General features: G+C 53.8%; 7 protein-coding genes, 2 tRNA genes and 2 rRNA genes. 9 read left to right on the top strand and 2 right to left on the bottom strand.

Annotated features, from left to right (window positions below; translation table 11 throughout):
- Positions 1–11 precede the first annotated feature (11 nt).
- Positions 12–713 carry an NAD(P)H-flavin reductase gene (fre, locus tag EA20_RS0106490; RefSeq protein ID WP_024966052.1) on the top strand — a complete coding sequence of 234 codons (702 nt, stop codon included), beginning with the start codon at positions 12–14 and terminating at the stop codon, positions 711–713.
- Between the two features lie 71 nt (positions 714–784).
- On the opposite strand, the gene fadA is transcribed toward fre, so the two are convergent.
- Positions 785–1,948, bottom strand: a complete 1,164-nt coding sequence (gene fadA / locus EA20_RS0106485; RefSeq protein ID WP_024966051.1) for an acetyl-CoA C-acyltransferase FadA — start codon at positions 1,946–1,948, stop codon at positions 785–787.
- 10 nt (positions 1,949–1,958) lie between these two features.
- The gene (fadB, locus tag EA20_RS0106480; RefSeq protein ID WP_024966050.1) at positions 1,959–4,145 is read right to left on the bottom strand and encodes a fatty acid oxidation complex subunit alpha FadB; all 2,187 of its coding nucleotides are present in this window, start codon (positions 4,143–4,145) and stop codon (positions 1,959–1,961) included.
- A 187-nt stretch (positions 4,146–4,332) separates the two neighbouring features.
- On the opposite strand from fadB, the gene pepQ reads away from it, so the two are divergent.
- The 8 genes from pepQ to EA20_RS0106440 all read left to right on the top strand — a co-directional run bounded on the left by pepQ (position 4,333) and on the right by EA20_RS0106440 (position 13,744).
- Positions 4,333–5,664 carry a Xaa-Pro dipeptidase gene (pepQ, locus tag EA20_RS0106475; RefSeq protein ID WP_024966049.1) on the top strand — a complete coding sequence of 444 codons (1,332 nt, stop codon included), beginning with the start codon at positions 4,333–4,335 and terminating at the stop codon, positions 5,662–5,664.
- A complete protein-coding gene (locus EA20_RS0106470; protein ID WP_024966048.1) occupies positions 5,664–6,275 on the top strand; it encodes an IMPACT family protein in 612 nt (203 codons plus the stop codon). The genes pepQ and EA20_RS0106470 overlap by 1 nt, the downstream gene beginning before the upstream one ends.
- A 30-nt stretch (positions 6,276–6,305) precedes the next feature.
- Complete coding sequence (trkH, locus tag EA20_RS0106465) at positions 6,306–7,757, top strand: Trk system potassium transporter TrkH (protein WP_024966047.1); 1,452 nt, start codon at positions 6,306–6,308, stop codon at positions 7,755–7,757.
- Between the two features lie 17 nt (positions 7,758–7,774).
- Positions 7,775–8,311, top strand: coding sequence for a menaquinone-dependent protoporphyrinogen IX dehydrogenase (gene hemG / locus EA20_RS0106460; RefSeq protein WP_024966046.1), 537 nt, complete (start codon positions 7,775–7,777; stop codon positions 8,309–8,311).
- Between the two features lie 409 nt (positions 8,312–8,720).
- Positions 8,721–10,262 (top strand): 16S ribosomal RNA (locus EA20_RS0106455).
- Between the two features lie 75 nt (positions 10,263–10,337).
- Positions 10,338–10,414 (top strand) — tRNA-Ile (locus tag EA20_RS0106450).
- Between the two features lie 145 nt (positions 10,415–10,559).
- Positions 10,560–10,635, top strand: a tRNA-Ala gene (locus tag EA20_RS0106445).
- Positions 10,636–10,841: 206 nt separating this feature from the next.
- Positions 10,842–13,744 (top strand): 23S ribosomal RNA (locus tag EA20_RS0106440).
- The 16S and 23S rRNA genes sit together here with 2 tRNA genes alongside, the layout of an rRNA operon.
- The last annotated feature ends 41 nt before the right edge of the window (positions 13,745–13,785 follow it).

Here is a 13,785-nt window from a genome sequence, read left to right as displayed (position 1 = left end):
AGAGGGAACGCATGACAACGTTAAGCTGTAAAGTGACCTCGGTAGAGGCGATTACCGATACCGTTTACCGGGTCCGCATGGTGCCTGAAGCAGAATTCAGCTTCAAAGCGGGCCAGTACCTGATGGTGGTGATGGACGAGCGTGATAAGCGCCCGTTCTCACTGGCCTCCACGCCGATGGAAAAAGAGATCATTGAGCTGCATATCGGCGCGTCCGATCTGAATCTCTATGCGATGGCGGTGATGGAGCGGATCCAGCAGCAGCGCAAAATCACCGTGGATATTCCGCACGGCGATGCCTGGCTGCGCGAAGAGAGTGAGCGCCCTTTGGTCCTGATCGCGGGTGGCACCGGCTTCTCCTATGCCCGTTCCATCCTGCTGACCGCGCTGTCAAAACAGCCCGATCGCCATATCGCGCTCTACTGGGGCGGACGGGAGCTGAAACACCTCTACGATCTGGAGGAACTGGACGCACTGGCCGTGAAGCATCCTAATCTTAAGATCATTCCTGTCGTTGAACAGCCTGAAGCGGGCTGGGAAGGACGTAGCGGCACCGTGCTGACGGCGGTGATGCATGACTTTGGCACGCTTGCCGGCCATGATATCTATATTGCAGGACGCTTTGAGATGGCCAAAATTGCCCGTGAACGTTTCTGCGCAGAACGTGAGGCAAAAGAAGAGCAGATGTTCGGCGATGCCTTCGCTTTCATCTGAATGGCGCTTTGATAAAAAAAACCCGCCTCAATGGGCGGGAAGAAGAGCAGTAAACTTTCCAGATCAACGTATTATGCGCGTTCAAAGACGGTGGCGATGCCCTGGCCCAGCCCGATACACATGGTGGCCAGGCCAAACTGGGCATCCCGCCGTTCCATCAGATTCAGCAGCGTGGTGCTGATCCTTGCCCCGGAGCAGCCGAGGGGGTGGCCCAGCGCAATGGCGCCGCCGTTGAGGTTCACCTTTTCATCCATCACTTCCAGCAGACCGAGATCCTTAATGCAGGGCAGTGTCTGGGCAGCAAAGGCTTCGTTCAGCTCAAAGACGCCAATATCGCTGATGCTTAAGCCCGCCCTTTTCAGCGCCAGCGTCGATGCAGGAACCGGACCATAGCCCATGATGGAGGGATCGCAGCCGACGACGGCCATTGATTTTACATAAGCGCGCGGCGTCAGCCCCCGCGAGCGGGCAGCAGATTCACTCATTACCAGCATGGCGGCCGCACCGTCTGAAAGCGCTGATGAACTGCCTGCGGTCACCGTGCCGTTGACGGGATCAAAGGCCGGACGCAGGGCGGCCAGGCCAGACGCTGTCGTTTCGGCACGGATCACTTCATCGTAGTCATAGCATTTAAGCACGCCGTCGGCATCATGGCCGCTGGTGGGGACGATCTCATTTTTGAAATGGCCCGCCTGAGTGGCCTCCCAGGCACGCTGATGCGAACGGGCGGCAAAGGCATCCTGCATTTCACGGCTGATATGGTGCATTCGCGCCAGCATTTCTGCCGTCAGCCCCATCATGCCTGCCGCTTTGGCTACCGTTTTGCTCAATCCCGGATGGAAATCCACGCCGTGACTCATCGGCACATGTCCCATATGTTCAACGCCGCCGATCAGGCAGGCTTCGGCATCGCCCACCATAATGGCGCGGGCGGCATCATGCAGAGCCTGCATCGAAGAGCCGCACAGCCGGTTGACGGTCGTTGCCGGCACGCGATGGGGGATTTCCGCCAGCAGAGCCGCATTCCGCGCGATATTAAATCCCTGTTCCAGCGTTTGCTGTACGCAGCCCCAGTAAATATCATCAAGTTCATCCGCCGCCAGCGACGGATTACGGCTTAACAGGCTACGCATCAGATGCGCTGATAAATCTTCTGCCCGGACATGGCGATACGCACCGCCTTTCGAACGGCCCATCGGCGTGCGGACCGCATCAACAATCACTACTTTTTCCATTTCGCTCTCCTCACGCCGTTTGGGGAATGACATCGCCGATGGGCGCTGCCTGGGGATACCACTTTTCATCACGCCCGGCTTTATCCAGTAAGCCCGCTGGCGGCAGATATAGCGCGCCAAGCTGGCTGTATGCCGCGGCCTGGTCAACAAAATGCGCGTTGCCTGTTGTATCGAGATAGCGGAAGGCACCGCCGTGGAACGGTGGGAAACCCAGACCGTAGACCAGGGCCATATCCGCTTCCGCTGGCGTGGCGATAATGCCTTCCTCCAGACAGCGGGCCACTTCATTAATCATGGGGATCATCATTCTCAGCAAGATTTCTTCATCACTGAAAACGCGACCGGGCTGGCAAACGGTTTGCAGCAGCTCATCCACCGCCGGATCCACTATTTTCTTCTGCTTACCTTTGCTGTCTGTTTCCCAGCGATAAAAGCCTGCCTGATTTTTCTGACCAAATCGCTTCGCCTCAAACAACACATCTATCGCATCCCGGTAATCTTTTTTCATTCGCGAAGGGAAGCCTTCCGCCATCACGCTTTGCGCATGATGCGCCGTATCAATACCTACCACATCCAGCAGCCAGGCCGGACCCATTGGCCAGCCGAACTGTTTTTCCATCACTTTATCGATCTGGCGGTAATCCGCGCCGTCGCGCAGCAGCAGGCTGAAACCAGCAAAATAGGGAAACAAAACGCGGTTAACAAAAAAGCCGGGGCAGTCTTTCACCACGATGGGCGTTTTGCCCATTTTGCTGGCCCAGGCTACGACTTTTGCCAGCGTGGCCTCTGCGGTTTTTTCGCCGCGTACCACTTCGACCAGCGGCATCCGCGGCACCGGGTTAAAAAAGTGCATACCGCAGAAATTTTCTGGCCGCTGAAGGGCCTGCGCCAGCTGGCTCACCGGAATGGTGGAAGTATTAGTGGTGAGAATGGTGTTATCGCCGACGTGACGCTCGGTTTCCGCCAGCACCGCCGCTTTGATTTGCGGGTTCTCAACCACGGCCTCAACCACGATATCGGCCCGGCCAAAATCGGCATAGCTGAGGGTAGGCTGAATGGTCCCAAGAATGCTGGCCATCTTCATGCCGTCGATTTTGCCCCGCTCAAGCTGTTTGTTCAGCAGCCTGGCGGTTTCCTTCATACCAAGTTCCAGAGATGCGGGGCTGATATCTTTCAGCATCACCGGAACGCCGGTGGTGGCGGACTGCCAGGCGATACCGCCGCCCATGATGCCTGCGCCCAGCACCGCTGCCTGCTCAGGTACTTCCACGTCACGGGTCAGTTTTTTAGCTTTGCTCTTAACAGCCTGGTCGTTAAGGAATATGCCTACCAGCGCACGAGCCTCTTTCGATCCTGCCAGAGATACGAAAGCTTTCGTTTCAAGTTTTAATGCATCATCGCGCCCCAGCCTTGCGGCGGCCTCGATGGTTTTTACCGCGGTTAACGGAGCAGGGTAATGTTTACCTGCCGTTTGCTGCACCATGCTTTTCGCCAGGGTAAAACTCATGGCGGCTTCGATATTGCTCAGCTTCAGCGGATCAAGCTTAGGCTGCCGGCGCGCGCGCCAGTCTTGCTTACCGGCAATCGCTTCCCGCAGGATAGCCAGCGCCGCCTCATGCAATTTATCCGCCTCAACCACAGCATCGACCAGGCCCAGCGCAAGTGCCCGTCCGGCATTAACATCTTTCCCGGCGGCGATAATTTCCAGCGCGCTGTCTGCGCCCAGTAAGCGTGGCAGGCGTACCGATCCCCCAAAGCCCGGCATAATGCCCAGTTTGGTTTCGGGCAGGCCAATACGGGCGTCTGGCGTAGCGATGCGAAAATCGGTGGCCAGCACGCATTCACATCCACCGCCCAGCGCATAGCCCTGTATCGCCGAAAGCGTAGGCACCGGCAGATCTTCCAGACGGTTAAAAATACCATTAGCAAAATGCAGCCATTCAGCCAGTTTTTCAGCTGGAGCGGCAAATAGCGAAAGAAATTCGGTGATATCTGCGCCCACAATGAAGGCGGGCTTACGCGAGCTGAGCAGGAGTGCGCGTAGTCCGGATTGCTTTTCCAGAACCGCAATGGCCTCACTCAGGCTGGCGACGGTTCGGGTATCCAGCTTATTGACGGAGCCGGGCGCATCGAAGGCCAGTTCAGCGATGCCATCGTCCAGCCAGTTCAGGGTCAGGGTTTCGCCTTGGTAGAGCATGTGTATCTCCTGATGCAGCGATGAGGGGATCTGGTCATACCAGATGAGCGAGAGTGTGGGATGTATGTTAATTATTTGCAAACGACTGTTTGCTAATTTGCAAACAAGATCACAGCAGCGGCAGAACGGCATCGCGGCAATGCCTGTGGTAATATGCGGGCAATTTCGCGATAACGGAGGCAGAGTTATGGAATCGTTGGTGACGCTTTATCAGGGCCATCTGAAGACGCTACAAGAGCGGGCTCAGCAGGTTCTGGCACGTTTTGAGCTGGATGCAATGCTGATTCACTCCGGAGAACTGATGACGGTTTTCCTCGATGATCATCACTATCCTTTCAAGGTGAATCCTCAGTTTAAAGCCTGGGTTCCGGTGACGTCCGTTCCCAACTGCTGGCTATGGATAGATGGCGTTAATAAACCCAAACTTTGGTTCTATTCGCCGGTTGATTACTGGCATAAGGTCGAACCGCTGCCGCAAAGCTTCTGGACGGACGAAGTGGAGCTTATTGCGCTGACAAATGCGGAGGATATCGACCAATTACTGCCTGCCCAGCGCCAGAACGTGGCGTATATCGGGCCGGTGCCTCAGCGCGCAGCCCAGCTTGGCATGAAATCCGACCTGATCAATCCACAGGGCGCGATCGATTTCATGCATTACCATCGTTCTTATAAAACTGATTATGAGCTTTATTGCCTGCGCGAAGCGCAAAAAAGCGCGGTGGTCGGACATAAAGCGGCGAAAGAAGCTTTTCTGTCTGGTATGAGCGAATTTGATATTAATAACGCCTATCTCAGCGCAACAGGACACCGGGATACCGATGTGCCTTACGGTAATATTATTGCGCTTAATGAGCATGCGGCTGTATTGCACTATACCCAGCTTGATCTTCTGCCGCCGGAACACTCGCGCAGCTTTCTGATTGATGCCGGGACGGAATATAATGGCTATGCGGCAGATTTAACGCGTACTTATGCCGCGCATGACGACAGCGAATACGCGCAGCTGATCAAAGCGATGAATGCCGAAGAGCTGGCGCTGATTGCTACACTGAAAGCGGGCGTCCGCTACAGTGAATACCATCAGCAGATGCATCAGCGTCTGGCGAAACTTCTGCTGAAATTTCAGCTGGTCAAAGGTATCAGTGAGGAAGCGATGATTGCTGACGATCTGACCGGGCCATTTATGCCACATGGGCTGGGCCATCCGCTGGGACTTCAGGTACATGATGTGGCCGGATTTATGCAGGATGATAAGGGTACCCATCTCCCTGCTCCGGCACAGTATCCGTTCCTGCGCTGTACAAGGGTACTTGAACCCGGCATGGTGCTGACGATTGAACCCGGTATCTATTTTATCGACTCCCTGCTGGCGCCCTGGCGCGAAGGTAAATTCAGCCACCATTTTGACTGGGACCGTATTGATGCGCTGAAGCCTTACGGTGGGATTCGTATTGAAGATAATGTGGTGATCCAGCGAAACGGTGTGGAAAACATGACGCGGGATCTGAAACTCGATTAATGAACGCCTACGATATTCCTGCTGGTGAATTCAGCTTCAGCGAGGAAATAAAGAAAAGTCGTTTTATCACGCTGATTGATCATACTGAGGGCATCGAAGCCGCCCGCGCCTTTGTTCAGCGGGTGAAAAAAGCGCATCCAACGGCCCGGCATCACTGCTGGGCCTGGGTGGCTGGCGCGCCTTCGGATTCACAGCAGTTAGGCTTTTCAGATGACGGTGAACCATCAGGTACCGCAGGGAAACCGATGCTCGCTCAGCTTATGGGAAGTCATATTGGTGAAATCACCGCGGTAGTGGTTCGCTACTACGGCGGGATACAGCTGGGCACGGGCGGCCTGGTGAAAGCCTATGGCGGCGGCGTGCAGCAGGCGCTGAAGTTATTACCCCGTCAGCAAAAAATACCAATGCGCCATTTTTCCTTAACCTGCGACTATGCTCAGTTGGCTGAGGTTGAAAGAATGATTCAGCGGTTTAACGGACAGCTTCTTGATAACACGTTCGGGGAGCAGGTTGCTTTGTCGCTGGCACTCCCGCATGGTCAGATTGACGGGTTCACGCAAAACCTGACTGATTTTAGCCGCGGAGCGCTCGCTCTGGTGCCACACAACTAACACTATTATTGGCAGGAAAGGAACAGCTGAATGCACTTTCGCACCATTACCCGCATAGTGGGTTTGCTGGTCATTTTGTTTTCAGGGACGATGATCGTGCCTGGGCTGGTGGCCTTGATCTACCGTGACGGTGCAGGACGCGCATTCACCCAGACATTTCTTATGGCGCTCCTGATTGGCTCAGCGCTTTGGTGGCCTAACCGGAAGCAAAAAAGCGAACTGAAGCCGCGCGAAGGTTTTCTGATCGTGGTGCTGTTCTGGACAGTGCTGGGCAGCGTTGGGGCAATGCCCTTTATCTTTTCCGAGCATCCGGATTTGTCGCTGACGGATGCCTTTTTTGAATCCTTCTCGGGATTAACCACCACCGGTGCCACCACGCTGGTGGGGCTGGATTCTCTACCCAAGGCAATCCTTTTCTACCGGCAGATGCTGCAATGGCTTGGCGGTATGGGAATTATTGTGCTGGCCGTCGCTATCCTGCCTATTCTGGGGGTCGGGGGAATGCAGCTCTACCGGGCTGAGATGCCCGGCCCGCTAAAAGATAATAAAATGCGGCCCCGTATTGCTGAAACGGCAAAGACCCTGTGGCTGATTTACGTCCTGCTGACGGTTATCTGTGCCCTGGCGCTCTGGCTGGCGGGCATGTCGCTGTTTGACGCTATCAGTCATAGCTTTTCAACCATCGCGATAGGTGGCTTCTCCACCCATGATGCCAGTATTGGCTATTTTGACAACGCAACGATCAATAACATCATTGCTATTTTCCTGCTGATTTCGGGATGTAACTACGGCCTGCACTTTACCTTGCTTAGCGGGCGTAGCCTTCGTGTTTACTGGCGAGACCCGGAATTTCGTATGTTCATTGGCGTTCAGCTGACGCTGGTTATCATCTGTACACTGGTGCTCTATTTTCATGACGTCTATGACAGCGGCCTGCAAACCCTTAATCAGGCTTTTTTCCAGGTTGTCTCAATGGCGACTACCGCAGGCTTTACGACGGACAGTATCGCCCGCTGGCCGCTTTTCCTGCCGGTGCTGTTGCTCTGTTCTGCTTTTATCGGTGGCTGTGCGGGGTCGACCGGCGGCGGGCTGAAGGTCATCCGTATCCTGTTGCTGTTTAAGCAAGGCTCCCGTGAGCTTAAACGACTGGTACACCCGAACGCGGTATATACAATTAAGCTTGGGCATCGCGCGCTGCCGGAGCGTATCCTCGAAGCCGTATGGGGCTTCTTCTCAGCCTATGCGCTGGTTTTCCTGCTGAGTATGCTGGCCATTATCGCGACGGGAGTAGATGATTTTTCTGCTTTTGCGGCGGTGGCGGCAACGCTAAACAATCTGGGGCCGGGATTGGGGGTAGTGGCAGACAACTTCACCACCATGAACGATACGGCGAAATGGATTTTGATTCTGACCATGCTTTTTGGTCGCCTTGAGGTCTTTACACTATTAGTCCTGTTCACGCCGACTTTCTGGCGTGAATAACCGAGTTGAGTATTTCTATGAAAGCGCTAATCCTTTTTTCCAGCCGTGATGGTCAGACTCGCGAAATCGCGTCTTATATCGCTAACCAGCTAAAGGAGCATCAGGAGTGCGAGCTGATGAATATCCTTCATGCTTCGACGATCAACTGGTCGCAGTACGATCGGGTACTTATCGGCGCCTCTATCCGTTATGGACATTTCCATCCGCAGCTGAATAAGTTCGTAAAGCAGAATCTCGCAGAACTGCAGCAGCGTCCCAGCGGTTTCTTCTCCGTTAACCTGACCGCCCGCAAAGCTGAGAAGCGTTCGCCACAGACGAATGCTTATACGCGTAAATTCTTACTTCAGTCTCCCTGGGCACCCGATTGCTGTGCCGTCTTTGCGGGCGCGTTGCGCTATCCGCGCTATGGCTTTTTTGACCGCATGATGATTCAGCTGATTATGCGTATGACCGGAGGGGAAACCGATACCCGTAAGGAAGTGGAATATACAGATTGGGATCAGGTGAGCCGTTTTACCCATGAATTTGCTGGATTAAACAGCAAATCGCGTTAAAAAAAGACGTGTTGTTGAAAATTGAGGCTGTCAGTCATTAATTTGTAATAAATACTTGTCAGCCGTCGGGAACTCCCTATAATGCGCAACCACTGAGACGGCACAACGGCTTACAGGCCGGCGGCTCAGGAGGTTCAGGAAGCTGAGCCGCCGGAGAAAAACTTCTGAAAAAGAGGTTGACTCTGAAGGAGGAAAGCGTATTATACGCCACCTCGCAGTAAGTCGCCAAGGCGCTTACCGCAACGCTCTTTAACAATTTATCAGACAATCTGTGTGGGCACTCGCAGGATTGATATCAGCGTCTCCGGACGCAAAAAATATCAAGTCTTAAGAGTGAACACATAATGAAATTCATTATGAGTGTTTTACACTTGAGCATCGCTTAACGTGTTTAAGCAAATCAAGCTTTTAATTGAAGAGTTTGATCATGGCTCAGATTGAACGCTGGCGGCAGGCCTAACACATGCAAGTCGGACGGTAGCACAGAGGAGCTTGCTCCTTGGGTGACGAGTGGCGGACGGGTGAGTAATGTCTGGGAAACTGCCCGATAGAGGGGGATAACTACTGGAAACGGTAGCTAATACCGCATAACCTCGCAAGAGCAAAGTGGGGGACCTTCGGGCCTCACGCTATCGGATGTGCCCAGATGGGATTAGCTAGTAGGTGGGGTAATGGCTCACCTAGGCAACGATCCCTAGCTGGTCTGAGAGGATGACCAGCCACACTGGAACTGAGACACGGTCCAGACTCCTACGGGAGGCAGCAGTGGGGAATATTGCACAATGGGCGCAAGCCTGATGCAGCCATGCCGCGTGTATGAAGAAGGCCTTCGGGTTGTAAAGTACTTTCAGCGGGGAGGAAGGCGGTGAGGTTAATAACCTTACCGATTGACGTTACCCGCAGAAGAAGCACCGGCTAACTCCGTGCCAGCAGCCGCGGTAATACGGAGGGTGCAAGCGTTAATCGGAATTACTGGGCGTAAAGCGCACGCAGGCGGTCTGTCAAGTCAGATGTGAAATCCCCGGGCTTAACCTGGGAACTGCATTTGAAACTGGCAGGCTAGAGTCTTGTAGAGGGGGGTAGAATTCCAGGTGTAGCGGTGAAATGCGTAGAGATCTGGAGGAATACCGGTGGCGAAGGCGGCCCCCTGGACAAAGACTGACGCTCAGGTGCGAAAGCGTGGGGAGCAAACAGGATTAGATACCCTGGTAGTCCACGCCGTAAACGATGTCGACTTGGAGGCTGTTCCCCTGAGGAGTGGCTTCCGGAGCTAACGCGTTAAGTCGACCGCCTGGGGAGTACGGCCGCAAGGTTAAAACTCAAATGAATTGACGGGGGCCCGCACAAGCGGTGGAGCATGTGGTTTAATTCGATGCAACGCGAAGAACCTTACCTACTCTTGACATCCACGGAATTTAGCAGAGATGCTTTAGTGCCTTCGGGAACCGTGAGACAGGTGCTGCATGGCTGTCGTCAGCTCGTGTTGTGAAATGTTGGGTTAAGTCCCGCAACGAGCGCAACCCTTATCCTTTGTTGCCAGCGATTCGGTCGGGAACTCAAAGGAGACTGCCGGTGATAAACCGGAGGAAGGTGGGGATGACGTCAAGTCATCATGGCCCTTACGAGTAGGGCTACACACGTGCTACAATGGCGCATACAAAGAGAAGCGACCTCGCGAGAGCAAGCGGACCTCACAAAGTGCGTCGTAGTCCGGATCGGAGTCTGCAACTCGACTCCGTGAAGTCGGAATCGCTAGTAATCGTGGATCAGAATGCCACGGTGAATACGTTCCCGGGCCTTGTACACACCGCCCGTCACACCATGGGAGTGGGTTGCAAAAGAAGTAGGTAGCTTAACCTTCGGGAGGGCGCTTACCACTTTGTGATTCATGACTGGGGTGAAGTCGTAACAAGGTAACCGTAGGGGAACCTGCGGTTGGATCACCTCCTTACCTGAAGATACTTTCCCGCGTAGTGTCCACAACAGATTGTCTGATAGAAAAGTAACGAGCAGAAAAAACCTCTACAGGCTTGTAGCTCAGGTGGTTAGAGCGCACCCCTGATAAGGGTGAGGTCGGTGGTTCAAGTCCACTCAGGCCTACCAAATTTCTTCTCATGCTGCGTTATGCGCGCGGTCGTTTACCGAAGTAAACGTCCCTTCCGCATGCCTTGCCTGAGCAGAAATTACATTCGCGTGTCATCACGAAAATGTAACTCCTGGTAGTAGATGGTCTCTGCAGTAACTGTATGGGGCTATAGCTCAGCTGGGAGAGCGCCTGCCTTGCACGCAGGAGGTCAGCGGTTCGATCCCGCTTAGCTCCACCATGCAGTTTACCACCCTATCTCAAAACTGATTCAGCCGTAAGGCGAGTCACGTTTGAGATATTTGCTCTTTAACAATCCGGAACAAGCTGAAAATTGAAACGACATGTCGTTTTCATTCTCCGTAATAAGAATGAAATTAACGATATGGTCGAGTCTCTCAAATGCTTACAGCACACAGTATCCTGCGGGACGCTTGTGGGTTGTGAGGTTAAGTGACTAAGCGTACACGGTGGATGCCCTGGCAGTCAGAGGCGATGAAGGGCGTGCTAATCTGCGATAAGCGTCGGTAAGGTGATATGAACCGCAACAACCGACGATACCCGAATGGGGAAACCCGGTGCATTTATGCATCATCGCAACATGAATACATAGTGTTGCGAGGCGAACCTGGGGAACTGAAACATCTAAGTACCCAGAGGAAAAGAAATCAACCGAGATTCCCCCAGTAGCGGCGAGCGAACGGGGAACAGCCCAGAACCTGAATCAGTTTGTGCATCAGTGGAAGCGTCTGGAAAGTCGCAGGGTACAGGGTGATACTCCCGTACACGAAGATGTGCTTACTGTGAGTTCGATGAGTAGGGCGGGACACGTGATATCCTGTCTGAATATGGGGGGACCATCCTCCAAGGCTAAATACTCCTGACTGACCGATAGTGAACCAGTACCGTGAGGGAAAGGCGAAAAGAACCCCGGCGAGGGGAGTGAAACAGAACCTGAAACCGTGTACGTACAAGCAGTGGGAGCCTCTTTTATGGGGTGACTGCGTACCTTTTGTATAATGGGTCAGCGACTTATATTCTGTAGCAAGGTTAACCGTATAGGGGAGCCGCAGGGAAACCGAGTCTTAACTGGGCGTTAAGTTGCAGGGTATAGACCCGAAACCCGGTGATCTAGCCATGGGCAGGTTGAAGGTTGGGTAACACTAACTGGAGGACCGAACCGACTAATGTTGAAAAATTAGCGGATGACTTGTGGCTGGGGGTGAAAGGCCAATCAAACCGGGAGATAGCTGGTTCTCCCCGAAAGCTATTTAGGTAGCGCCTCGTGAACTCATCTCCGGGGGTAGAGCACTGTTTCGGCTAGGGGGCCATCCCGGCTTACCAACCCGATGCAAACTGCGAATACCGGAGAATGTTATCACGGGAGACACACGGCGGGTGCTAACGTCCGTCGTGAAGAGGGAAACAACCCAGACCGCCAGCTAAGGTCCCAAAGTCATGGTTAAGTGGGAAACGATGTGGGAAGGCACAGACAGCCAGGATGTTGGCTTAGAAGCAGCCATCATTTAAAGAAAGCGTAATAGCTCACTGGTCGAGTCGGCCTGCGCGGAAGATGTAACGGGGCTAAACCATGCACCGAAGCTGCGGCAGCGACACTTATGTGTTGTTGGGTAGGGGAGCGTTCTGTAAGCCGTCGAAGGTGGACTGTGAGGTCTGCTGGAGGTATCAGAAGTGCGAATGCTGACATGAGTAACGATAAAGCGGGTGAAAAGCCCGCTCGCCGGAAGACCAAGGGTTCCTGTCCAACGTTAATCGGGGCAGGGTGAGTCGACCCCTAAGGCGAGGCCGAAAGGCGTAGTCGATGGGAAACAGGTTAATATTCCTGTACTTGGTGTTACTGCGAAGGGGGGACGGAGAAGGCTATGTTGGCCGGGCGACGGTTGTCCCGGTTTAAGCGTGTAGGCTTGTGTTCCAGGCAAATCCGGAACACTTAAGGCTGAGGCGTGATGACGAGTCACCACGGTGATGAAGCAACAAATGCCCTGCTTCCAGGAAAAGCCTCTAAGCATCAGGTAACACGAAATCGTACCCCAAACCGACACAGGTGGTCAGGTAGAGAATACCAAGGCGCTTGAGAGAACTCGGGTGAAGGAACTAGGCAAAATGGTGCCGTAACTTCGGGAGAAGGCACGCTGGCGCGTAGGTGAAGGGACTTGCTCCCGGAGCTGAAGCCAGTCGAAGATACCAGCTGGCTGCAACTGTTTATTAAAAACACAGCACTGTGCAAACACGAAAGTGGACGTATACGGTGTGACGCCTGCCCGGTGCCGGAAGGTTAATTGATGGGGTTATCGCAAGAGAAGCTCCTGATCGAAGCCCCGGTAAACGGCGGCCGTAACTATAACGGTCCTAAGGTAGCGAAATTCCTTGTCGGGTAAGTTCCGACCTGCACGAATGGCGTAATGATGGCCAGGCTGTCTCCACCCGAGACTCAGTGAAATTGAACTCGCTGTGAAGATGCAGTGTACCCGCGGCAAGACGGAAAGACCCCGTGAACCTTTACTACAGCTTGACACTGAACATTGAGCCTTGATGTGTAGGATAGGTGGGAGGCTTTGAAGCGTGGACGCCAGTCTGCGTGGAGCCAACCTTGAAATACCACCCTTTAACGTTTGATGTTCTAACCTGGCGCCGTAATCCGGCGTGGGGACAGTGTCTGGTGGGTAGTTTGACTGGGGCGGTCTCCTCCTAAAGAGTAACGGAGGAGCACGAAGGTCAGCTAATCACGGTCGGACATCGTGAGGTTAGTGCAATGGCATAAGCTGGCTTGACTGCGAGAGTGACGGCTCGAGCAGGTGCGAAAGCAGGTCATAGTGATCCGGTGGTTCTGAATGGAAGGGCCATCGCTCAACGGATAAAAGGTACTCCGGGGATAACAGGCTGATACCGCCCAAGAGTTCATATCGACGGCGGTGTTTGGCACCTCGATGTCGGCTCATCACATCCTGGGGCTGAAGTAGGTCCCAAGGGTACGGCTGTTCGCCGTTTAAAGTGGTACGCGAGCTGGGTTTAGAACGTCGTGAGACAGTTCGGTCCCTATCTGCCGTGGGCGCTGGAAGATTGAGAGGGGTTGCTCCTAGTACGAGAGGACCGGAGTGAACGCACCACTGGTGTTCGGGTTGTCATGCCAATGGCATTGCCCGGTAGCTAAGTGCGGAAGAGATAAGCGCTGAAAGCATCTAAGCGCGAAACTTGCCTCGAGATGAATCTTCCCTGAGACTATAAGTCTCCTGAAGGGACGTTGAAGACGACGACGTTGATAGGCCGGGTGTGTAAGCGCAGCGATGCGTTGAGCTAACCGGTACTAATGACCCGTGAGGCTTAACCTTACAACACCAGAAGCGTTCTGGTGAGCGTTATGAGAGACGCA

It is taken from the genome of Pantoea sp. IMH, assembly GCF_000599885.1.
Lineage (GTDB): Bacteria > Pseudomonadota > Gammaproteobacteria > Enterobacterales > Enterobacteriaceae > Erwinia.
The sequence above is the reverse complement of the archived record's forward strand: the minus strand, read 5'-3'. Positions and strand labels throughout refer to the sequence as shown.